A 24289-nucleotide genomic window follows, 5' to 3' on the forward strand; every position below is an offset into this window, starting at 1 on the left:
AACGTAAAACGTCTACAGAACCATCGGTTCTTGTAGTGACCCCAATAAGTTAGACTTGATAACGTAGCAGCTGCGGCTGCTACGTTATTTTTATGCAGCGAGATACTTCAGTCTGTATTCTACAGGACTGAAGTAGCCTAGCTTCTGCTTTGTGCGCTTGTTATTGTAATAATCAATGAAGTTTTCTATGGCTAATTTCAATTCATCAAAACTGTAAAACGTATTGCCGTAATAGATTTCTTGCTTGAGAAGACCAAAGAAATTTTCCATCACAGAGTTGTCCAGGCAGTTGCCTTTCCGAGACATGCTTTGGAAGATGCGGTTCTCTTTCAGCGTCCTAGAATAGCGTTTCATTTGGTATGCCCAGCCTCTGTCCGAGTGAAAAGTTCTTCTGAATTTGCAGTCGTTGGTGACCTCGATGGCCTCATTTAACGCAGCCATAATGCCTTCTGCCGATGGTGTTTTGGTAATGCTATAGCTTAAAATTTCGCCGTTAAACATATCCAAGAATGGATCTAAATATAACTTTTTCGTTATCAATTTACCGTTGCTGTCAAATGTGTAATACTTAAACTCAGTGGTATCTGTTGTGATTTTTTGATGCACAATGTTGGTGTTGAATCGTCTTTTGACCCAGTTTTTGCATATTCTGCCCACAATCCCTTTGTAAGACGAGTATTTTCGGCTCTTGCGTGTGTAGGATTTCACTTGCAAACCAAGCTTTTGCACCAGCCGTTGGACTTTCTTTTTGTTGACGTGCCAACCTGCGTTCCTAAGCTCACCCAAAATTCTACGATAGCCAAAATTCTTGTGTTCATCGCGAATTTCAAGGATTTTTTCTTCAATTTCTTTGTCTGGATTTTCCTTGTCAAATCGCTTCTGCCAATACATATAGGTTGCTTTTGGGAACTTTAAAACAGCAAGAATATCTTTTAATTGGAACAATCGCCGGAGGTCGCAGATACTTCTTGCTCTTTGTTCTGTGCGTCTTCTTCCAAGCGCAACCTCCTCAATTCTTTTAAATAGGCAACCTCAATTCGCAACTTTAGATTCTCATCTTCAAGCTGCTTTAAATATGCCCCATGGTCGTCTGTATGGTCTATTTTCTCAGGTTTAGCCATCTTTGGTCGCCGTCCTTTGCTCTTTTCTCGAAGCGCATCAGGACCCACTATGCGGAAGTCATTCACCCAACGGGTAATTAAAGATGGATTATTGATGCCCATCTTCAAAGCCAGTTCCTGATACGATATTTCTGTTGTTAGATATAATTCTACCACAGAAAGCTTAAAATCGAAAGGATAGCTTTTGTTTTGTCTGGAGCGAACCAGTCCATCATCACCAAACTCTTTGTATGACTTGTGCCAGGTTTTTACTGTGGTTAGTGATGGTATACCATATTTCTTCGCTAAAGATTCATATCCGCCTTCCTGGTTTTCGTATGCCATGATTACTTGCTTCTTAAATTCAAAACTGTATTTTGCCATGAAAATACCGACCCCCAATCGTTAGATTTTTAGGTCTAACTTTTGGGGGTCGGTACATTCTGTAGGCGTTTTTCACATCTTACTTAGGCGTATTGGCGGCATCTTCTTTGCTTATTTCCAAATACTGAGCTGGTGGGATACCAAATTGTTTTTTAAATGCACGGAAAAAGCAAGAATAATCCCCAAAACCGCATTGCAAGCAAGCTGATGTGATGGGTATACCTGCTTCCATCAAGGAAATGGTACCCATGAGCCGTTTTTGAATGATGTAATGATACACCGAAATACCCGTCATTTCCTTAAAAAATCGCATGAAATAATACTTACTCAAGTACACTTGCTCGCACAAATCATCCACACGCAAGGGTTTTTCCCAATTTTGTTCGATATAATGATTGATGATTTCAATCATTTGACCTTTTTTCGTATGGCTGCCAATCACCTCATCCTTACTGGGTGCCACTTGACTAAACCGATTTAAAATCACAAATAATTCTACCAAATAGGCTTTATACAACAAATCCGAACCAAATCCATTTTGGTCTTGCACCTCTTGCAACTTCCCCAAAATAAGGCGAATGTTATTACGCTGAGCAGGGTCAAAGCGCAACAAGCCCAAAATTGACTGATGATATAGTGCGCAGAGATCTGTTTCTTCCGAAGACAACTCCTTTAGAATATGAGGTGAAACTCGCAAGACAATCCGCTCATACCGCTGATCATTTTTCTTAAAAATAGGACAGTGGGGTTGATCCACATTGAACAAAAGCACATCCCCAGTGTTCAACTGGAAGAAAGTATTTTGCACCTGATAGGTCACGCTACCAGAGACCAAAAAATAAATCTCATAGAAACTGTGACTGTGAGTGGGATAAAAATTATGGCTTGCAGGGGGAATATCCCCTTTCATTTCATCCAAATAATGATGGATTTCATAATCCGTATCAATATGTTGGGTGACAAACACGCGTTGTTGATGAATTTTTTCTCTCATTTACTACACACTCCATTTGCCGTTGGTTTTGTTGGAAGTCGTATTTGTATTTTCACAGTGTACACCTTTTTCAAACATTTGTCAATTTTTTATAAATCAAACCTTCCCTACTGGGTTTGATTTATAAAAAAACAGCCTCGATTGCAGATTGCAATCGAGGCTGTTTTTGTTGATATTTACGAGTATTTTCCCTTAAAATGCTTCCCAAATGGCAGCACGGGTGAAGGTTTCACCCCCCACGGTCACCGTCATTTTAGGTGCAATGATGGGACGGGTCACAGGGATGATGCCATCAGCAGTGCAGATAATGGTATCTTCGCTCTTGGTGCCAGAAATAGAGGGATTCCAGCAGAAGGCTTGATTTTCTTGAATCACACCGGGTGTGCCAAAGTCCACGCGATAATCGCGAGCCACATACCCGATGGGACCACCTTGATGGTGCTTTTTGAATTGTTCACCATAACCGTGGGCTTCGTAATCCTTGCGTGCGTCTTCCAAGACAGCAGTGAATGCAGTACCAGGACGAGAGTTGAGCATCATGGCACAGTCAATTTCAACATTGGCTTGATATTGGGCAGCCAATTCTGGGGTGACAGGCACAAAGTTCAACAAACGAGTACAGCAGATAATCAAACCCTTATAGCGCATATTGCCGCCCAATTGCACACGTTCACGAATCACCTTATCGGTGGGCACAGGGTGACGATAGTTGTAAATACGTTCATCAGATGCGCACATAGCAGACACAACATCCATACCTTGTTCACGGATACGCTTGACCAAATTACCCACCACTTGATATTCTGTATCGCCGGGGCGTGCTTGAGAAATGGTTTCTTCGATGGCACGAGCCACCAAAGCGCCACCAATTTGATAGCGTTCCACTTCCCCTTCAGTCAAAGAGAACCGTTGCAGTTTCACGTCATTGCCAACGTTGGGACCAATGGCATTGCCATGGTCAAAGCCAATTTTACCAGAGGGTACCAAGCTTTTCAAGGTTTCGCCTTCAAAACTATTTTCATACCAGACAGCGGTATGAATGGGGAAACCCAGTTCTTCTAATTTTTCTTCATCACGCATACGGGCAGCTTCCACGTCGTTGGTGATAGCATAGGTTGCATCACGGGTCACCAGCAAACCACAGTTACCCATTTCACCCAAACCCACATAGCTAATGCCACCAGCGGTGAGCCAAGAAAAGTTATCTTGACGCTTGAGATAAATGGCATCTACATCGTTGCCGTCGAACAGGCTACGTACACGTTGTAGCTTTACTTGAATTTCTTCTTGAATGGTCATAGGAACTCTCCTCATTCTTTTCTCAATAGAATATTTCTTTTTCAGAGCAACTTAAAACAGGTTGCCATCTTGGTCAAACACCATTTCATATGGCTCAGACAAAATCTCAAAGCGTGCATCGTCACGGATTTGTGGCAACAGATTTTCAGACACTTCAATTTCATCTAAACACAGGGTGTTGTGAATACGCACCATCGTCACATCGGCAAAATCAACCAGATTGCTGGTTTTCACACAGGACTTAATGGCTTGCAAATCGTTGGGCAGGGTCATGGGGATTTTCACGCTACCAGTCAAGGTGGCAGTCAAGGTGTTTGGATAGGTTTGAGCAAAGTCAAACTTTTCCACAGCGCGGCGGGTGGTAAAGTCAGCCATACCAATGCCGTTGCCGTTACCCTTAGAAGCCTTGGAAATATCCAGAATGACAACGCGCTTAATCTTAGGACCGCCAGATACCCATTCAGAGTGATAACGCCCCACCACGTTGGTGTCGAAGCCAGAACCACTGATGTTTTTGCCCACTTCGTCAATAATCAAGGTATCCAATTGATCAAAGAACAGATATGCGGCGAAAGATTTCGCTTGATCCAGCAGAGCAGGTTCTTCTTTGGCGATTTCATCTTTGGCCAGCACTTTACAAACAGCCGTGTCATGGAAGGCATTTTCAATCAAACCAATGGCGCACAGCACGTTCAGCTTGGCAATAGACTTGTTGCCAATGTCAGGAATATGGTGTGGCATATGACCAAAGCCCAAGGAGTGGGCAATGTTGGCGCCCTTTTGCTTGCCAAGGCCGATGGTGAACATCTTCATCAGACCAGATTCATATGGCCCACGGAAGCAGACATGGGGCTTAATGCGGTTCATCACAACCAGATGGTCAGCTTCAGCGGCGTATTTATCACACAGTACAGGCAAACCATCGTCAGTGTGGTCAAGTTCCACAGTTTCCATAGTGGCACGGATGGGTGCACCCATTTCTTCTTCCCCGTAGCCCATACCGATGAGCATTTGGGTTTGACCTTCTGCAGTGGCACCAGCATGGCTACCCATAGCAGGCACCAAGAAGGGGTCACCGCCAACTTCTTTAATCAAACGTACCATGGTTTTCACAGCCAAAGGCATATTGGCAATGCCACGGCTCCCACAGGTGATGGCAACGGTGTCGCCAGCCTTGATGGGTGCCAGCAGATTTTTCTCTGCGATTTGGCGGATGATTTCAGCTTCCACATCCACAGCAGGAGGATGTGGTTGAATTTGACGGACTTTTACCATTTTAGGTAATTGAATTGGTTCTAGGAGATTTTCAATGGTACTCCAGCTACCGTTTCCTCCAGTAGTAATCATGCTTTTTGTTCCTCCATTTTAGCTTTGCGTTCCTTCATCAAACTACGGGTTTGCAGAACCACAGACAACACTGCAACAATCAAGAACGCACAAGAAATGGGACGGGTGAACAAGATTGTCCAGTCGTTTTTAGACACCTGCAATGCACGGTTCAAGTTGGTTTCTGCCATGGGCCCCAGAATCAGACCCAAAATCATGGGTGCGCCAGGGAAATGGAATTTCTTCATCAAAAGACCAATGATACCAAAGGCAAACGCAACTGCCACATGGTAAATTTGGTTGGCGATAGAATACGTACCAGCCACGCACAACACCAAAATCACAGGCATCATCACGTTGGTAGGCACACGCAACACATAGTGTGCCACACGGGCAAACAGCAAGCCTACCCCTAGCATCAAGAACTGAATGACAAACATACCAGCAAAGATGGAATACACAATTTCTGGGCTAGAGGTAAAGAGCATAGGACCAGGGGTCACGCCGATGAGCACCAAGGCACCCAACATAACAGAGGTGATAACGTCGCCAGGAACGCCCAAGGTCAACATGGGAATCAATGCACCGCCAGTGGTACCGTTGTTAGACGATTCGCAAGCGGCAATGCCTTCCAAAGAGCCTTCGCCATACAGTTCAGGATGCTTAGACATCTTTTTAGACAGGTTGTAAGCCAAGAAGCAAGAGATGGAGCCGCCTGTGCCGGGGATGATACCAATGAGCACACCCACAACGCCGCCCATACCAGAAACCTTGAAGATATCCTTCAACTCTGCCATGGTGGGAATCATACGGCTGACAGTTTTCTTTTCAGCGTACACATTGGTGGTATCCTTGCTAAGCACTTGAGCGAACACTTCGCTAACAGCAAACACGCCGATGAGCACAGGCAGCAAAGAGAAACCGTTCATCAAATAATGGGAACCAAAGGTGAACCGAGAGGAACCCAAAATGGGGTCAGTACCAAAGGTACCCAAGAAGGCGCCAAACAAACCGCTCAGCAAACCACGACCCACGTTCTTACCAGAAGAAGCAGCAATCAAGGTCAAACCAAAGATTGCCAGAGAGAAATAGTCAGCACCGTTGAATTGCAGTGCTATCTTGCTGAGCTGAGGAGAAATCATCATCAAGCAAACACTACTAATCAAACCGCCGATGAAAGAGCCGATGGCGGCAGTACCGATGGCCTTACCAGCTTCACCCTTTTTAGCCAAGGGGTAGCCGTCTAACAAGGTCGCGGCCGCAGCAGGGGTACCAGGGGTGTTGAGCAAAATAGCAGACACAGAGCCGCCGAACATAGAACCACAGAAAATACCGCAGAGCATAACCAGCGCCATTTGGCTATCCATGGTGTACACCAAAGGAAGCACCAAAATAATACCAATGGAACCAGACAAACCGGGCAATGCGCCGATAACGATGCCTTCTACCACGCCAAAGAGCATATAAAGGAAAGGCATTGGTTGCAATACAAACGCAAACCCAGCTAATAATTCACTAGACATACTTCACTTCCCTCCTTAACCCAGAATGCCAGCAGGCAAAAATACGTAAAACACATTGGTGAAGAGCACATAAATAACAGTGGGGATGATGATGCTTAAAATAATCCCCTTCACATACTTACGATACCCAAAATACAGCATGGTCAAAAACATTAAAATGGGGGTCATAATGGGGAAACCCACTGTTTTCAGCAATGCCACATACACCAAAGATGTGCCCACGGTCAACAGCAAAGGTGCAGATTCTTTCCAGTCAAAGTCGACTTTTTTCACTTTGATGCCACCACGTAAAACCATAACAGTTTGGCTAACACCAAGTAACATAAACAAAATCCCAATGATGCGAGGCCAACCATTGGCACCCAGCCCCAAAGTAGCAGTCAGCAAATCTTGAGACAGCCAATAAATCCAAATCCCAAGAGCGGTGGCGCCCAGAGAAATAATAATATCCGATAGCCCGTAACGTTGTTTCAAAACAATTCCCTCCGTTTTCTATAGTCTTGTAACAGTTTCTTCCGAGCCCTAGGAAAAGCACGACAACGAAAATTATTTTATCGTGTTTTTCCCAGTGCCCATCTTTTTTAGAGTTAAGAAACGCTGGGGACACAGCGTCCCTGTGTCCCCAGCGTCTGTGTATTAGGGTGTGCAGTTTTAAATGTGCAAGATTAGACGTAACGATCGCCGAAGCCGTTATCTACGATAACTTGCATGAAGTTTGCATCTTCTTCAACCAGATAGTCCACGAAGGCATCGGTATCCATGTACATAGCAGAAGCATCCATGTCAGCCATCATTTGGATGAAGGTGGGATCTTCCACGCATTGCTTGAAGATTTCGCTGATTTTTTCTACCAATTCAGCAGGAGTGCCTTCGGGAGCTGCAACGCCACGCCATTGGTCATAAGAGAAGTCATAGCCGTCATCAACAATAGTGCCCACTTCGGGGAAACGAGCCAGTTCGTTGGCGCCGAAGTTGGTCAAGATACGCAGTTCGCCAGCTTCCACGTTGGTCAAGCCAGTGGGAGCATTGCTGGTGATAACATCAACTTCGCTGCTCAGCAAACCAGTCAGAGCGCCAGAAGCACCGCTGAAGGGAATGTGTGCGAATTCAACGCCAGCTTCGATTTCAAACAAAACAGCAGACATATGGTCGCCGCCGCCGATGCCAGCGTTACCAATGGTGATCATGCCGGGGTTTGCAGCTGCGTCAGCTACCAAATCTTCCATGGTTTCCCAAGGAGCATCAGCTTGCACCAGCAAATATTGGGGGCTACCAGACACCATACAAACGGGTTCGAAGGTGAAGGAGTCATAAGCCACTTCAGTCATGTGAATTTTGGTGATGTGAGCGGTGTTGATGTGAATCAGCTCATAACCATCGGGAGTAGCTTCCATGAATTCGGTGCTACCGGTAACGCCAGATGCGCCTTCAACGTTGTTGATGACCAGAGGTTGGCCGTTGGCATAGGTGGGGAACACTTCTGCCAGAGCACGGAACACCACGTCAGCACCGCCGCCTGCGGCCCATTGGACAGTAACTTGAACAGGAGCATTGGGATAATCAGCATAGGGATCTTCTTCGGTGGCAACCTCAGTGGTGGTTGCAGCTTCAGTAGTAGTGGTTTCAGTGGTAGTGGTAGTTGTTTCAGAACTAGAAGAACAACCAGTCATCACCATCATGCTAGCAGCCAGCAAGAATGCAAGAACTTTTTTCATACGTATTTCTCCTCTATAAAATATTTCTTCTTTGTTGCGTACCCTTACGCCTTGTTGTATTCCACCAAGAGTATTCCTTGGCTTGAATCTATAGTACCCGTTCACACAAGAATTGGAAATTGCTAAAATTGCCGTGTACATTGCAAATAATGCCATAGATTACCATACTTTTTAACAAGGTAAATCGTTATAAGTACAATGTGCTTAAATTACGCTTCAAAAGTTGTTTATAATGCCGAACTTGAAAAAATTGACTTTTTCCACATCAAAAAAACAAGCCACTGACAATACCAATGTCATTAAGTTAAGCTATTGAAACGCAAGAACAGCTAATAAAAAATCATCGGAATCTAAAAATGCGCAGGACAAGCAAGCAGATTTTTCAATCTGCTTGCTTGTCCTTATAACGTGGCATTACGCCAAGCGATAGAAAAAAGAGGTGTCGGTTCTGGGGTTCGTGTTGCGTCGCTTGCGTGGGTTTGAGGGCAAATTTCGCATGGGTGTTAGGTTTTTTGCGATGCAGGCTTCAACTTCGGCGACGGGTACATTCTTCCCAAAGAATTTACGACAAATTTGAGTGGCAACAGCGAAATTTATTTGATAAACCCGCTTTCTGGTAACTTTTTTTACAGCAATGCACGAGGTTATCAACTGTGTAAAATTGTATATAATCAACTTGGCGAAGATTTCTTGAAGAAGAAGCTTCGTCTTTTTGCTGTGAAAATACAGCAATCCGACGGTGAATTTCAAAGAGCGGAAGGACGTTTCGATACCCCATCGCTTGGCGTACAAATCCTTGAGGGCAGCAGAATCAAATTCACTTTTATCCAAATTTGTGGCAACCGTTTCGTAAGAATTTTCAGAAAGTTTAAAGCAAACGAGGCGAATATGTAACGGATATGGCTCGATTTTTTCATTTTTCTTTGTTTTGCAGGGTAAAAAATCAAATGGTGAACTATGGGCGATAAATTTCAGGTTTTGATTTTTGGCTTGCGCTGTTTGCTTGCGTGAAATGTGTAGCGTCAGTGAAACGTCAAACTCCTCACCAACAGGCAAAGATAATCCGTGACAAATACCGTTGCGTGAAGCAGAATCCTTCACTCTGACAAGGAATTTTTGCCCTCTTTCTTGCACATGAGCGAAATTATTGTACGATTCGTAGCCTCTATCAGCAATGTAAATGGTGGGTACTTTTGATTGATTACGTGCCACCATGGTGGCAAAGGCCTTGTTTTCACCCTTTTCAACCGTTGCATCCACGTAGGTTTTGCGCAAAATATCGTACATGGCGTTGAGGTGCAAAAGGTTAAAAGGCTTGGAGTCATTGGCCTTTTGATGGTAAGAATCCACTTCCTTTGGGTTGGTGGGAACGTGCAAACTAGAGCCATCCACAGCCAAAAGGCGGTAGCCACGGTGGGTGATGGGTTGGTTTGTTTCGGCAACAAATTGGTGGAATAAATCCTCGAAGGCAGTTGATTTGATTTTGTTTCGTTGTTGCACAAAAGCGGATACTGTAGGTGAGGATGAATGTATGCCGAATTGTTCGGATAATTCCCCATATAGTGTTTTTCCTGTGAGAGATAAGGTTGTTTCAATTACTTTTTCAAATGGTAACTTCCTATTTCGGGTGAAGTCTTTTTCTGGATTTTCAGCATATTTTACAGCGTTTTGCGAAAGGGCTTTTATGGATTTTTTTAGTGTTCTTTTTATGTTTTTTGTTGTGAATGTCATGTGTGCATCTCCTTTGTTATCAGCGTTATGCTCAATAACAAGGGTCGCCTTCATTGACTTTGGTCAATGAAGGCGACCGCACATTTTTTTGTAATTGTCAAGCTTTTTTTAAAAGGTTCTGGGTGTTTTTCTTGTAGCACCCAGGCTTATCTTAATGACATTGCGTTTTGTACACCCCTTTTTTCTCAAATTAATATCCAAATTCTTGAAAATGTGGTATACTAAACATACCCCCACACCCATCCTAACACAAAAGGAGATGGTTTCATGACAGCCCAACGCAAAGAACAGCTCATCGCATTTTGCCAGCAATTGCTTCAAATCAAAAGCTACAGTGGCGAAGAACAGGGTGTAGCAGATGCCCTCACCGCCTTTGCCAACGCCCACAACTTCACCCACGTGCACATCGACCGCTACGGCAATTGCATTTGCCACATCAAAGGCAACAAAGAAGGCCCCGCCATTTTATTCGATGGTCACATGGACACGGTTCCCGTACCCGATGCCACCCTCTGGACACACCCACCCTTTGCCGCTGAGATTGAAGATGGCAAGCTATACGGTCGTGGCGCTTCAGACATGAAAGGCGCTCTATCGGCCATGATGATGGCCGCCGCTTGCTATGTCCAAGATTGCAAAGGCGCGTTTGCTGGAGATATTTATGTCGCTGGCGTGGTGCACGAGGAATGCTTTGAAGGGGTCGCCGCCCGGGAAATCAGCGCCTATGTACGTCCTGATTATGTCATTATCGGCGAAGCCTCTGGGCTAAACTTAAAAATCGGACAACGTGGGCGCGGTGAATTGGTCGTGGAAACCTTCGGTGTGCCCGCCCACTCTGCAAACCCTGAAAAAGGCGTCAATGCGGTTTATAAAATGACCCAGTTGATACAGACGATTCAACTCCTTCCCCTTCCCCATCATCGTGTGCTTGGTGATGGCATTTTAGAATTGACTGACATCAAATCCACGCCCTATCCCGGTGCCTCCGTGGTGCCCAGCTATTGCCGCGCCACCTATGACCGCCGCTTACTGGTCGGTGAAACTCCAGAGAGTGTTTTGGCGCCGCTACAGGCTTTGTTGAAAACAAGGATGGCATCTGACCCCACTTTACAAGCCAAGGTTTCTTTTGCCACAGGCACAGAGCAATGCTACACTGGAGAACCTATCACAGGCCAACGTTTTTTCCCAGCATGGCTGTATGACAAGGATGATCCCTTTGTCCAAACCGTATACCAAGGGCTCACCCACGCAGGCTTCACCCCCAGCATCACCCAATATAATTTCTGCACCAATGGGAGCCACTATGCTGGCGAGGCAAACATCCCCACCATCGGCCTTGGCCCCTCAGAAGAAAGTCTCGCCCATACCATCGATGAATACATTACACTATCTCAGCTAGAAGGCGCTTGTCAATGTTACTATGCCGTTTTGAAAACATTACTACAATAATCGCCTTCGTCGATGAAAAATAATAAAATGGGTGCAAATACACTTGCTATAAATGGGACTTTTATTATGATAACAACATCTAAAAGGAGGATATTTTATGGTATATCAATGTAGCATTTGTCAATATATTTTTGACGAAGAAAAAGAAGGCAAACCCTTATCCGAAATTGGGGTGTGTCCTCTCTGTAAACAGCCCTTAGACAAATTCCACCCCATCCAACCAGAACCTCCCAAAGAAGCGCCAGCACGCAACTTAGCCTATGGCGAATTTGCCCGTCAAGATGCTTCCGAGCGATATATGGCTGAAATTCACCAAATCGCCGCCTCTGGGCACTCTCTTCATGCCGCCATGAGCACCAAAATGCCCATGCCAAGTTGGGATGATATTCTCCTATTGGGTGCACAACTCTGTCCTCCACCACTGGACGACCATGCCCCTGTCAACACCCAAACCGTCATTGGCAAGCACGCCAAAAAGCCCATGGTTTTAGATAGCCCTGTCTATATCTCCCATATGTCCTTTGGCGCCCTCTCTAAAGAAATCAAAGTGGCCTTAGCCAAAGGTTCTGCTATGGCCAAAACCGCTATGTGTAGCGGTGAAGGTGGTATTTTGCCTGAAGAAAAGGCCGCCTCTTACAAATATATCTTTGAATATGTGCCCAATAAATATGGTGCCACACCAGAAAATTTCATGGCCGCTGATGCCATTGAAATCAAAATCGGCCAAGGCACAAAACCCGGTATGGGCGGTCATTTGCCCGGTGAAAAGGTCACTGCCGACATTGCTACCCTCCGTGGTAAACCCCAAGGGCAAGATGTGCAAAGCCCCTCTAAATTCCCTGAACTAAACTCCAAAGAAGATTTAAAATCCATGGTAGAGTATCTGCGAGACGTGTCACAAGGCCGCCCCATTGGTATCAAAATTGCCGCTGGACATATCGAACAAGATTTGGCCTATTGTGTGTACGCAAGCCCTGATTTTGTCACCATTGATGGCCGCGGCGGTGCCACTGGGTCTAGTCCCTTGTTTTTACGGGAATCTACCTCTGTACCCACCATTTATGCCCTTCACCGCGCCAGAGCGTATCTTGACAGTGTGGGCTCCGACATCCAATTGGTGATCACAGGTGGTCTGCGTGTGTCCTCTGATTTCGCAAAGGCCATTGCCATGGGTGCCGATGCTGTGGCCATTGCGTCGTCGGCCTTGATTGCCGCCGCTTGCCAGCAATACCGCATTTGTGGTTCTGGTGGCTGCCCTGTGGGTATCGCCACCCAAGACCCAGACTTGCGCCAACGACTCAAAGAAGACGTTGCTGCCCAACGGGTATACAATTTCTTACGTGTTTCCAATGAGGAATTGAAAACCTTTGCCCGTATTACAGGCCACAGTGATGTGCATCAGCTTTCACTTTCAGATTTGTGCACCTTAAGCCGTGACATCGTCGACTATACCGCCATCCCTCACCCATAAGTTTATACAAAAATCCCCTAGTTTTCATAAAACAGATGAAAACTAGGGGATTTCTACGCTAAAATATAGTTGTTTTATAGCTTCAATTTTCCTTGGGCATGGGTGGCAATGGCTTTTGTCAAAAGGCTCATCATTTTAATGCCCACTGCAGAAATCACTACCAATTGGTTTTGTTCCAATGGCTCAGACCAAGGCAAAAGTTGCAGATTGTTGCCAACTGTGCTAATTTCCATGTCACCTCGGTCGGTTTTCACGAACCCCTTCATCCGATAGGTGTGGGGCAACAACTCTGCCAAAAACAGCTCTAACGCCTCGTAAGACATGATCTCTGTGCCCTTTGCCACAAAACAAGCTGGACGATTGGCAAAGGTATTGGTGGTAGGACGGCTGTCAAGGGTTGGCACATGGAGTTGAGATACCACTTGCTCAATATCCACGCTACAATGGTTTGTGACATAAATGGTGGCATGGTCATTGATTTCTTCCACCCGTTCAAAGACGGCTTGCAACTGCTCTTCGTCCACCAAATCAGCTTTGTTGACAATAACAGCACCTGAAAACTCCAGTTGAGAGGTAATGGCTGGTAAGACTTCTATCAAATCTAAAAACGATTGTCCATCCACCACACAGATAGACCCCTTGTAATCATAAGGATTGAGCACTTTGTGAGCGATCCCGTTTAAAATTTGTTGCATACTAGAGGGATCAGCCAAGCCAGAGGCTTCGATGAACACATAGTCCAAATCACGCAGCGTCATCTGAATCAGACTATCCACAAATTTATCCTTAATGCAGGCACAGAAAATAGATCCATTAGACAGCTCGGCCATTTGCACACCTTCTTGGGTCAAAAGTGCTCCATCTACATTAATTTCGCCAAATTCATTGACAATCACACCAATTTTATATGTTTTGTACGTGTCAATAATTTGCTTAACTAGAGTGGTTTTCCCAGCACCTAAAAATCCTGTTGCTAAAATAAGTTGAATCATAAGAACTCCCTTTCTTTCTTGGTAATCCCAGTATACTACAAACGTATTAGAATTTCAATCATAAACCAAGGATGATCACATTTATCATAACACGGTAGAAAAACGGTAGAAATTTATCCCCACGGGGGAGTTTGACTAGTCTCGCAAGGGGAGTACGAGGGGGCGAATCCCCTTCGTGTCAAATCAATTTACCCCTACCGAAATCGCAACATTTATAGGATAAAACAAGGCTTATTAACATGAAAAATCTCAAAATCACCACAGGCAAATACACTCGAATCAAAAAAAAGAACGACCAAAGGCGACTACTGATAAGGGTAAAATGAAAATTATCCGATTTTAGAGTTGCAAAGAGAAAAAAGTATTCGTACCATGAATATTGGTGCGAATACTTTTTTTCGTGCTTTATTTAGAAAGGCTCATTGCTAAAAATTCATACCCTTTACTTGTTAATCGTTTTTGCGTTTCAACCGTTAAATATTTAGCATAATTGGAACGAGTGCCTGTAGAAAAAGACTTAATAAATCCTGCTATATAACATTTTTTCCTACTGCTAATCATCAGATCTATGAAGTCTTGTTCTGAAATTGTAGGCGTTTTTGCATTCTTAATGTACAATTCTTTGATTTTACTGTAATATCCTCTGAGAAAATCCTCTCTATCAGATTGAGCAAGTTTTATCTGAAAATAATTAGCAGCAGTTTGAATTTGATTTATAATATCTCTTGCTCCTGCACCACTGAAACTTGTCTTATTATGCATGTAATATATTTTTTCATCATCAAAAAATATTGCATCAGCTATTTCTATATTACTTTCTAAGATGGTGTGTGCGACAAGAACGTTTGGATTATCATAAAGAGACTGATTGTATTGATCTTCAGTGCTTTTTGTATCAAGCAAATTGAATGATTTTGCTATTTCGGATATATTTGACTCTATATTTTTTACATATGACGCAAATTCATCTTTGAGTTGATCTTCGTATTTAGCATCAATTACATACCATGTACCGTTGAATAAAAAGCAAGGTATATTATTCGCTCCAAAGTCAATATGCCCTTGTATTGAATTAAAAAGTGAAATTCTATACAAAATAACATTTCCTACATTGTCATAAGTTTCTATTGAATATTTTTTCAACATTCGAGTTAAAGAGCTTATCGTAAGTCCATATCTGCTTTGTTTTACCTTTTCTATAACATCTTTAAAGAGTATAGGTTCGCTTTGCTCGATCAATTTTTCCCCTGCTTGTTCATCAATAAGGCAATACGTAGAGGCATTTAGATAATAACTTTGATAGTCGTCACCAACTAAAATAAAATTATTGTAGTCTTCATTAAGTATTGCTTCAATCAAAGAAGAAAATAAATCAGTGTTTTTAAAACCTTTCTTTTTAGCTAAAACAAGGTAGTTCATAACAAAATTATCCTTACTTTTTTCAAGTGTTACAATTCGACTAAGAACTTTTTTTAGTTGTGAAAGAGAAATAGGTCGTCTAATAACAATAGAGTCTTTATTAAGAATATTCACTTTTTTGTTTTCAGATTCATTGTCATCGAAATAAATACCTAGCTTTTCGGCTATTTCTTTAGTTGCTTCAACACCTAATTGCCTGAAGATATTGCTCATATCTCGTTCTAAGCTAAAGCTTGTTGGTTTTCTGTTGGCATGTTGTGACGAGGATTGGTTGCCTGTTAGACTATTCTGATTAATCTGTTTTATTACCGTACTATCTTTTTCAAAAATTTTGGGTAAAAGGTAAATCCCAAAGTTTTTCTCAGCAAATTTTGTTATATAATTGCTACCATAACCACCTGTCATAGCGAATAAGTTCTCTTCTATTTGATATAACAAAACATATGAAACATTAGAATTCGTTAAGGAGTTAATATGTAAAATATTCTTTTGAGAATTATCGCATGTGCTTTTCTCTATTAATAAGTTGGCCATATCTTGCCAACTTGGATCATGAACAGTTTTAAAAACAACCCCGAAAAATCCGTCAAAATCAATTTTACTATAAATTGATTTTGGTTTTTTGTTTAATAGCCTAACAATACTGTTGACAAGAGCATTGATTGTCTTTTCCACATATGGTTTATTTGTTTTATCCTCTTTGAGTTGAAAAACATTTTCAACTTCTTCAAAGTTTATTTTATATATACTATATTGAGTTTCGCCAGTTTGATTTGTTGCAGACATCACATTCTCCTCCTCATAAAATTTTATGGAAACTATGAAAATGCTTTATTTTAAAAAGTTTGATATGCTATTAGAAATATACCAGAACATGACAGGGGGAATGGCATTACCAAGCGCTCTATATTGAGCGGACTCACTTTCGACCAAATGGAAAGCCTCAGGGAAAGATTGAATACGAGCCACCTCTCTAGGGGTAAATCGTCTGTACTTCCCGTCGATTTTCAACACTGGGTCAGTGCTATTCAAAGAAACTTTTGCTAAGTGTGCACCCACAGTATTGCAAGGTTTGGTTACGTCCTGTGCACGGCCCTTATTCATCGTCTCTCGCTTCTTCATCATACCTGCAACGGCCTTTTCACTGAAGAAATATTTGTCAGCAACCACATCTTCGAGCACCTCCTGTAAGGCAACATAGCTATCATCAGCGGACATAAAACCATCCGGAATATTAAATCGAATATTCAAATCTTTTCTGAATCCTACGATGATGACCCTCTCTCTTTTTTGTGGCACACCAAAATTGACAGAATTCAGCAGTTTGTAACTGACATCGTAGCCGCTATCCTCAAACTCTTTGATAATAAGAGGGAATGCGTCCTTGCCATTCGCAGACAAGATACCTTTCACATTTTCGGCAATAAAACATTTGGGTTGCTTATCCCTCAACACTCGGCACATCTCGAAAAAGAGCTTGCCTCTATCGTCTTTCACGCCCAATCGTTTGGGATTTTGTGCAACAATGGAAAAGGATTGACAGGGGAATCCACCTGTCAAAATATCAAAGTCAGGAAGTTCCTCTGATTTGATTTCTCTAATATCTCTATCGTCTGGCTTGATTCCAAAGTTTTTCTCGAAAATACTGCAAGCTGTTGGTTCGATGTCATTTGCGTAGACAATCTCCATATTGTTCGCTTCGTAGTGTTTCCCTAAAAACTCAAAATCTCCCAATAGTCCCACATCTGTACCACCACAGCCACAGAACAGAGAGGCTACTCTTAATTTGCCCATGATAATAACTCCTCATAATACCCCAATGTTTTGGTGTCAAACGTGATTTCAGCTCCATCTCTAGGAATCATGTCTATCAAATCACGTTTGTACAGCCCAACGGGATCTTGCATAATAAATAGTTTCTTGTCTTGCTTGCTAATAGCGAGCCGGTAAATAAAATATCTGTCTCTGCTTGTATTTGCTGTATTCCACTCATTGGGGGTCAGATGAATTTTGGTGAAGTGCAATGGTTTCATACTAATCGTTGTTTTTACTTCGATATATCGTTTTAGTTCATCTAGTTCTACCGACTGAATATCATATCCAACAGCAAACTGGGTAGGTATTTTTTTAATCAAGTGTATCAAATCACTTCGGCCACCAACCTTTACTCGCTGGCACTCATGACCGTATACCATGCCCTCACCCATATCGCCAATATCCTTAGTCGATGTGATAGCATCTGTATCTAGCTTGTCCTCAAAAGCCTCTAGGCTTTGTTGTCTGAGCTGTTCATATTCTTCATCATCTTGTGCGATGAATGCCAAAATATCTGTAGCAAAATCAGTAGAACCCAAATCTTGATTTACATACTCAGCCCATGCCAAATTACAAGCATTGATTTCATCTAAAGTTGCTGCTCGATTGGCAATCATACGGTCATAACCTTTAAACCACTCAGCCGAATTGATAAACTTCAAAATCATTTCGTTCTCTAGGGTGTTGAGATAATAACTTCTGCTATCATAAGTAGTCAGTAAGTTGGCAATCTCCATATAATCTAGAATATCACCCGCATACCGAATGACATCGCCTGTCATATCATATTCGATTGCATCATTTCGGTTATCTTTAATACGTTTCCAAGTATCCACGGCATCTTCTTGATCTCTGACGCAACGCAAATCATTTAGAACACAATGGCAGATTTCACCCTTGGTTATACCAACTCGTTTTCCCTCAATTTCTTCTGCCTTTTTTAGCAACTTGAGAATAAATTTCGCTGGCTTAAAATGAACACCTTGCTCTATCAAGACTTTGTTTTCGTGTGCCTTAATATGAGCTCCCGGATACTGAAACGTATATAGAAACTTTTTGAATCCCTCAACTAAATCTTCCGATTTGTATAACTCTATTGCACGTTCGCCCGGTCTGCAAACCCCTTCATCATTTATGATAAAGCCAAATAAGGAGGATATTTCCGTTCTCCAATTATGTATCGTTTTAGGAGTCTTAGTGATATTTCCGGGATACTGATAAATTGCTTCATCCAGTTTTTCGTTGAACTCTTTTTTGGACAGAGCTGGTAGCTTCGAAATTTCACCCGCCATATATAAGAGGACATTTTCAATATCGTTCTTAAATCTCGGGCGAACATGGTGGATACGAATATAATATGCTTCAGGCACCTGATACATAGCTTTAGTCCTCCTTCAAATATGGAAGTAACTTCTCCGCAATTCGTTGTGCCATAAGTGGTGGCACTGCATTTCCTACCTGTCGAAATTGTTGAGTCTTATTTCCCAAAAACAAAAAGTCATCAGGAAAAGATTGTAGTCGTGCACTTTCTCGCACTGTTGGAACACGATTATACTTGTAGTGAAAGTGATGTCTATGCCCGGTATCTATGGTAGGCGATGGCTTTTGACTATTAAACCGAGTCCATGCGACATGGAAATTTCTAGATTCCTTATACTCGTCAGGTAAATCTTTGTAATTGCCACCATCGGGCACAAGAGAAATTATGTGCTTTATTTTATCCGAGTGCGCTGCTGCAATATGGTTTTTGACTTGCAATGTATTTTTGCGCATGAGTGCTTGATATTCATTTTGGGGTGCTACGCTATATGCCATAGTATCTTCCCCTAGTTCGCTTTCCAATGCTGGTAAATCTGATAGTGCCATTTCACAGGTAACCATATCACCAAGCGCTTCGGGGAATGAGAATACGTCCTCTCTGAGCCCCACAAAGACAACTCTTTTCCGATTCTGCGGCACACCATGCTCCGAAGCAAGCATGATTTGAAAATTCACCTTATACCCCATTGCCGTGAGCTTCTCAATAATAGACTCCTTGATTTCTCCTTTGAATAGCGAGACTAATCCCGGAACATTTTCAATCACAAACGCCCGTGGTTTTATTTCTTCAACCAGACGAATGTAAGAGAGGTATAGCTTATTTCTAGGATCATCAAACTTGCGTGGCCCTGATAACGACATCCCCTGACAAGGAGGGCCGCCCACAATGACGTCTATTTTCTGATCTCCGATTAGCTTTTTTATCTGATCTCCATAGGTGATTTCTGTAATATCTCCGCATATTGTTTTGGAGCCTGCGTGATTTAATTCAAAAGTTTTGAGTGCCATCGCATCATTGTCGATGCCCAACAAAACATTATATCCTGCTTTTTCAAAACCGTAAGACAATCCGCCACATCCGCAGAAAAAATCAATTACATTTAGTTTGCTCATTCTGTTACCTTATCCTCTTTTTTTCTGTTATCTAACGGCTTTTCAGCTGTGCTTGGAATGGCCCAATTCTCTCCTAATTTAAATACACCCTCAATTCTACCTTGTGAACAGAGAATTTGAACTCTACGTTGTGATATATTCCATTTTTTAGCCGCTTGACTAGCTGTTATATAACCCAAAATTTTCACCTCGAATTTGATTTATTAATTTAATTATATTCTACGGGGCGAATAATGTCAAGAAATTCTATTGCTATTGCCATATAGCTATTCCATCCCTCTTATGGTATTGTGTTCCTTAACAAAAACCAAAGGAGGGACACAAATGGCAAACTATACTATCGAACGGTTCTACAACAGCGACAAGTACAATATTCATGGCGAAACATTCAAAGATTATTGGCTCAACCATCAGCACTGTGATCCAGCTGACGAAACTCACATCATCTTAACGCTAACCGTCAAGCACACAGTCTTGCAAACTTTAAATTTAATCAAAAACAGGGATACCATTTCAGAAGTCGAATCTGAGTTGGTATCCCTGTTGTCATGTCTGGAGGGTCACGATGGAAACACTAAATAAATTGTTTAAGGATTTTTACAAACCAAGTCTTCAAGTAGGATTGAACGCAGAAATTGAGCATAATCATAAAGAGCTAATCCAAACCCTTTCAAAAGCGGACAGAAGAAAAGTTTTGAAAATCATAGACAACCTAATGATGATTACCGCACTACAAACCGAAGAAAGTTTTATCTGTGGCTTGCATTTAGGTCTTAGCATTACAACTGAATTAAAATATTACAACCAAGGTGGCTATGCTTCGGACTCAACTGAAGTGCAGCCACCTTTTGGTATGGATAAATCAGACGATACAATTTAATTACTTACACCTGCATAAGACCATTACGAAAGCACTGACTGAAAAGTCGGTGTTTTTTTCTGTTAATTTTCATTTCATGTCATAAAAAACGCATTTTCATTGCCAATATAGTGTAGGAGAAAAAATATTTCTACAAATAGACTTGAAAAATGGCTTGGAAGTGAGGAAGTAAGTGAGAGGATATTTTTTCAAAACTGGTTGACGAAAAGATATTCTCGTTGCCAATGAAGTAGAGGAAAAATCAAAGGAGGACATACATGAAAAAATTTAACACCATAACCACAGCAGAACTTTATGCAAAGCACATTGAACGCACACCATTCATTGTCGAAGAACTATTACCACGAGGACTAACTATCCTCGGTGGACTTGGAAAAGTCGGCAAGTCTTGGTTTTCCTTTTGGCTTGCGATGCAGGTTGCAAAAGGCGAACCGATATGGAATTTCAAAACCACAAAAGGCACAACTCTCTACTTGGCATTTGAAGATAACGAAGAACGTCTGCAGGACAGGCTATTTATGCTCAGTGATGAAATCGAAAACGCACCACCGAACGCTCATCTCTGCATCGAAATCTCTAAGATGGGTGGTGAGCTTGAAAGTAGGATTAGAAATTTTATAACCGATCACCCTGACACCAACTTAATTATTATCGACACACTACAAAAGGTTCGTGGCAACATTGAGAGCAATTATATTTCTGATTATGAGGACATCACCATTCTGAAAAATCTCGCTGACGAATTTAAAATCGCAATCGTACTGGTACATCATCTGCGAAAGCAAAAGGACAGTGACATCTTCAACCAAATTACTGGTAGCACTGGTCTACAAGGTGCAGCCGATACCATGATGGTCATTGAGCAAACCAAACGTGGTGAAGATTTTGCTACTTTTCATTTGACTGGTAGAGATGTTAAAAGCAGAGAACTTGAACTCGAACGTGGCGAAGATAATATTTGGCTTTTGCTTTCTGACAGTCTGCATGAGCTGAACATCAAAGATAAAAAGTTTGTTGATGCGATTAAAAATCTGATGGCTGGCGTAAATTTCTGGTCAACAAATCCCACAGAATTATCGACCCTTGTAAGTGAACACAGTGGTGATTATTATTCCAACAAAATGATTACCAAAGTTCTTCGTAGACTTGCCAAAAGCCTTGAAAACCTTGATATTTACTGCAATATCCGTAAGTCTAACGGTTATCGAATTATTGATATCTCAAAGTCTAGTGGCGAAAGTGGCGATAAAAATAGGCTCCTAAACTAATCGCCCTATCGCCCCTGTGAGCCGATTGTTTCCCCTGTGTGGGACTTTAATGCTAGAGGTAGCATGGTTACACCAAAAGGTCAAGATTAGGCCGAAAACGCCGATCTCTTACAGTCGTAATAAATTGTAAAACGCTAGGAAAATCGGGGAGTAAATTACTATTATTCTAGTGCAGGAGAAAGAGAGGTGCTGTAAACGCTCCTCTCGGTTCACTTCGGACGGCGATGCCGACCGAAAAACCACGGAAACAAGCCACTTTCAAGGTGAGAGCGATAGTAAGGCATCAACTGTTTTAGGTGCTGTAAATTGGCACTTTTGGTGTACTAGGTGCTGTGAAGTTGAAAAACTCTAGCGTTTACGCAGTTTCTTAGGTGCTGTAATGGGTGCTGAAAAGCAAAACACACAGGAATTTGTAGAAGAACAGGAACAAGATTTTACAATGACAATGTATTAAGGGGAATCATTATTGAGAAAATTTTACAAAGACTTGCAACTAGATCCAAACGAAGTATTTGATCCATATCTAACAACACCATCATACAAGGCGGCAAATGGCACAGTAGCAATTCGAGATGGAGAAAAGCTTGTCACATACAGACAGCAAAAAGTCGGCGACAGAGTGTATATCGTAGCAAATCAGTTTAATATTGGTGATACCATTTCAGTGGAAAAAGCACTTGAAAACGCTTTAGATTTAATGTTAGAAAACAGCGATTTTATTTCAATAAATCAGTAGACTTTAAAACCGATTTGGAGTATTGTTGTGTTGCAATCTCTAAATCGGTTTGACTACGGAAAGGAGATAACAATGTCAAGCCCTAAAATTACCGCACTATATTGCAGACTTTCTCGTGACGATAACAACGAGGGTGACTCAAACAGTATCGTAAACCAAAAGAAAATTCTTGAAAAATATGCAGAAGAAAAAGGATTTCTAAACACTAAATTTTATGTTGACGATGGATATTCTGGTGTAAACTTCGACCGACCTGCCTTTGAAAATATGTTAGCAGATATTGAAAATAGGCTTGTGGCAGTAGTCATTACCAAAGACTTATCAAGACTTGGGCGAAATCAACTCCATACTGGATTATTTATAGAAGAACGATTTCCAAAATTTGATGTGAGATACATTGCCATAAATGATAATATTGATACACTTTACGAGGCGAGTAATGAGCTAATGCCATTTAAAAATCTGTTCAACGAATGGCACGTGCGTGACACCAGCAGAAAAATTCGTAATGTCAATAAAGCCAAAGCTTTGCGTGGTGAAAGACTTTCCACAAGAGCTCCCTATGGATATTACAAAAATCCTGAAAATAGCAATGAGCTTTTAATCGAAGATGAAACTGCACCTATTGTTGAAAGAATATTTGCAATGTCGGTAGCTGGCAGAGGTCCCGCACAAATAGCAACTCAGTTAAAGGAAGAAAAAATATTAACTGCAACAGCCTACGCTTATCAGAAATATGGTATCAGTCATTCTGGGCTCAATATGGAAAAACCATATAATTGGTGTCCAGAAGCCATCATGATGATATTAGAAAATCCTGTTTATTTAGGTCATACAATCAACATGAGATATGGCACAAAATCCTATAAGGATAAGAAAAAGTTTGAAAAGCCTAAAGATGAGTGGTTGGTTTTTGAGAATACTCATCAAGCGATTGTCACCCAAGAAGTTTTTGATATTGTACAAGAAGGGCGAAAAAATAAACGTCGCAGAAATAATATGGGTGAGCAAAATATGTTTTCTGGACTTGTGTATTGTGCTGATTGTGATAAAACAATGGTGGTACACCGCGGGAAATCCATCGACCCATCTAAACAGAACTTCACCTGCAGGACTTATAAGAAAGATGGAAAGGAAGCCTGCTCCGCTCATTATGTTCTGGAACAAGCTATCTATGAAACTGTGCTTACAAGTATTCGAGAAATAACTGCTATGGCAAGACGTGATCCCAAAGGATTTGCTGAAAGGATACAGCAAAGACAGTCAAAAGAATTGAGTGCAGAGATTAAAAGACTAGAAAAAGAGCTGTCTGCAATGAAAAAACGAAACACTGAACTTGATGTAGTGTTTCGTAGAATGTATGAAGATATGTCACTTGGCAGGGTTACAGAGGAACAATTTAGATTGCTTTCTGATAGTTACTCAGATGAAAAAAGTGAACTAAAAAAAGCAATTCCCCAAACAGAAGAACTGCTTCAATCTAAAAAAGATAGTATTAGTGATGTGGCAAAATTCATTGAGCTTGCCAACAGATTTACAAATCTTGAGATTTTAACGCCAGAAATTTTAAGAACTTTTGTTAAGAAAATAAAAATTTATGAGAAACAAGAAAAGCATAAGCGAAACGCAAAACAGATGATTTATACCGAGTTTAGGTATATCCACTAAAAATAGGACAAATGCAAAGCAGACAGCCGAAGCTGTCTGCAATACATACACCGTTTTAGAAATTACCCCTAAAGGTAATCGCCTAA

The 24289-nt window shown here is 41.8% G+C and carries 21 protein-coding genes; 7 read left to right on the forward strand and 14 right to left on the reverse strand.

From position 1 onward, the window contains the following. Window positions 1-90: 90 nt before the first annotated feature. From RFF05_RS02235 to RFF05_RS02270, 8 genes are all read right to left on the reverse strand, one after another. Window positions 91-1484 (reverse strand): IS3 family transposase gene (locus RFF05_RS02235; protein WP_409968808.1). Its coding sequence is split into 2 segments (ribosomal slippage): window positions 91-944 and window positions 944-1484, totalling 1395 coding nucleotides; the frame shifts between segments, so codons are not numbered across the junction. Between the two features lie 79 nt (window positions 1485-1563). Then, window positions 1564-2478 (reverse strand): AraC family transcriptional regulator, encoded by a 915-nt coding sequence (locus tag RFF05_RS02240; protein ID WP_409968809.1) that lies wholly within the window; start codon window positions 2476-2478, stop codon window positions 1564-1566. Window positions 2479-2670: 192 nt separating this feature from the next. Further along, the gene (locus tag RFF05_RS02245) at window positions 2671-3777 is read right to left on the reverse strand and encodes a M24 family metallopeptidase (protein WP_409968810.1); all 1107 of its coding nucleotides are present in this window, start codon (window positions 3775-3777) and stop codon (window positions 2671-2673) included. Window positions 3778-3828: 51 nt separating this feature from the next. Continuing rightward, window positions 3829-5124 (reverse strand): lactate racemase domain-containing protein, encoded by a 1296-nt coding sequence (locus tag RFF05_RS02250; protein ID WP_409968811.1) that lies wholly within the window; start codon window positions 5122-5124, stop codon window positions 3829-3831. After that, a complete protein-coding gene (locus RFF05_RS02255) occupies window positions 5121-6626 on the reverse strand; it encodes a tripartite tricarboxylate transporter permease (RefSeq protein ID WP_409968812.1) in 1506 nt (501 codons plus the stop codon). Before RFF05_RS02255 ends, RFF05_RS02250 begins: the two co-directional genes overlap by 4 nt. 15 nt (window positions 6627-6641) lie before the next feature. Beyond that, window positions 6642-7100: a tripartite tricarboxylate transporter TctB family protein gene (locus RFF05_RS02260; RefSeq protein WP_409968813.1), complete on the reverse strand. Its 459-nt coding sequence runs from the start codon at window positions 7098-7100 to the stop codon at window positions 6642-6644. Between the two features lie 191 nt (window positions 7101-7291). Continuing rightward, window positions 7292-8341, reverse strand: coding sequence for a tripartite tricarboxylate transporter substrate binding protein (locus tag RFF05_RS02265; protein ID WP_409968814.1), 1050 nt, complete (start codon window positions 8339-8341; stop codon window positions 7292-7294). Between the two features lie 414 nt (window positions 8342-8755). Continuing rightward, window positions 8756-10126 (reverse strand): IS4 family transposase, encoded by a 1371-nt coding sequence (locus tag RFF05_RS02270; protein ID WP_409966964.1) that lies wholly within the window; start codon window positions 10124-10126, stop codon window positions 8756-8758. Between the two features lie 213 nt (window positions 10127-10339). Between RFF05_RS02270 and RFF05_RS02275 the strand changes: the two genes are divergently transcribed. Both RFF05_RS02275 and RFF05_RS02280 read left to right on the forward strand, forming a co-directional pair. After that, complete coding sequence (locus tag RFF05_RS02275) at window positions 10340-11521, forward strand: YgeY family selenium metabolism-linked hydrolase (protein WP_409968815.1); 1182 nt, start codon at window positions 10340-10342, stop codon at window positions 11519-11521. A 97-nt stretch (window positions 11522-11618) separates the two neighbouring features. Then, window positions 11619-12992, forward strand: coding sequence for a glutamate synthase-related protein (locus tag RFF05_RS02280; protein ID WP_409968816.1), 1374 nt, complete (start codon window positions 11619-11621; stop codon window positions 12990-12992). A 74-nt stretch (window positions 12993-13066) separates the two neighbouring features. On the opposite strand, the gene RFF05_RS02285 is transcribed toward RFF05_RS02280, so the two are convergent. The 6 genes from RFF05_RS02285 to RFF05_RS02310 form a co-directional block, all read right to left on the reverse strand. Further along, a complete protein-coding gene (locus tag RFF05_RS02285) occupies window positions 13067-13984 on the reverse strand; it encodes a GTP-binding protein (protein ID WP_409968817.1) in 918 nt (305 codons plus the stop codon). Between the two features lie 405 nt (window positions 13985-14389). Then, window positions 14390-16189: a DUF6119 family protein gene (locus RFF05_RS02290; RefSeq protein ID WP_409968818.1), complete on the reverse strand. Its 1800-nt coding sequence runs from the start codon at window positions 16187-16189 to the stop codon at window positions 14390-14392. Window positions 16190-16234: 45 nt separating this feature from the next. Beyond that, the gene (dcm, locus tag RFF05_RS02295) at window positions 16235-17197 is read right to left on the reverse strand and encodes a DNA (cytosine-5-)-methyltransferase (protein WP_409968819.1); all 963 of its coding nucleotides are present in this window, start codon (window positions 17195-17197) and stop codon (window positions 16235-16237) included. Continuing rightward, window positions 17185-18597, reverse strand: coding sequence for a protein NO VEIN domain-containing protein (locus tag RFF05_RS02300; protein WP_409968820.1), 1413 nt, complete (start codon window positions 18595-18597; stop codon window positions 17185-17187). The genes dcm and RFF05_RS02300 overlap by 13 nt, the downstream gene beginning before the upstream one ends. Before the next feature lie 4 nt (window positions 18598-18601). After that, window positions 18602-19651, reverse strand: a complete 1050-nt coding sequence (locus RFF05_RS02305) for a DNA cytosine methyltransferase (RefSeq protein WP_409968821.1) — start codon at window positions 19649-19651, stop codon at window positions 18602-18604. After that, window positions 19648-19830 (reverse strand): DNA-binding protein, encoded by a 183-nt coding sequence (locus RFF05_RS02310; protein ID WP_409968822.1) that lies wholly within the window; start codon window positions 19828-19830, stop codon window positions 19648-19650. The genes RFF05_RS02305 and RFF05_RS02310 overlap by 4 nt, the downstream gene beginning before the upstream one ends. 145 nt (window positions 19831-19975) lie before the next feature. On the opposite strand from RFF05_RS02310, the gene RFF05_RS02315 reads away from it, so the two are divergent. The 5 genes from RFF05_RS02315 (at window position 19976) to RFF05_RS02335 (ending at window position 24203) form a co-directional block, all read left to right on the forward strand. Then, window positions 19976-20233 carry a hypothetical protein gene (locus tag RFF05_RS02315; RefSeq protein WP_409968823.1) on the forward strand — a complete coding sequence of 86 codons (258 nt, stop codon included), beginning with the start codon at window positions 19976-19978 and terminating at the stop codon, window positions 20231-20233. Further along, on the forward strand, window positions 20217-20531 hold the full coding sequence (locus tag RFF05_RS02320; RefSeq protein WP_409968824.1) for a DUF6809 family protein: 315 nt from the start codon (window positions 20217-20219) through the stop codon (window positions 20529-20531). Before RFF05_RS02315 ends, RFF05_RS02320 begins: the two co-directional genes overlap by 17 nt. 257 nt (window positions 20532-20788) lie before the next feature. Beyond that, entirely contained in the window at window positions 20789-21799 is a 1011-nt protein-coding gene (locus RFF05_RS02325) for an AAA family ATPase (RefSeq protein WP_409968825.1), read from the forward strand. Window positions 21800-22265: 466 nt separating this feature from the next. After that, window positions 22266-22535 (forward strand): hypothetical protein, encoded by a 270-nt coding sequence (locus RFF05_RS02330; RefSeq protein WP_409968826.1) that lies wholly within the window; start codon window positions 22266-22268, stop codon window positions 22533-22535. 72 nt (window positions 22536-22607) lie between these two features. Beyond that, window positions 22608-24203, forward strand: coding sequence for a recombinase family protein (locus RFF05_RS02335; protein ID WP_409968827.1), 1596 nt, complete (start codon window positions 22608-22610; stop codon window positions 24201-24203). The last annotated feature ends 86 nt before the right edge of the window (window positions 24204-24289 follow it).

The organism is Bengtsoniella intestinalis, assembly GCF_039719005.1.
GTDB lineage: Bacteria > Bacillota > Clostridia > Oscillospirales > Oscillospiraceae > Oscillibacter > Oscillibacter intestinalis.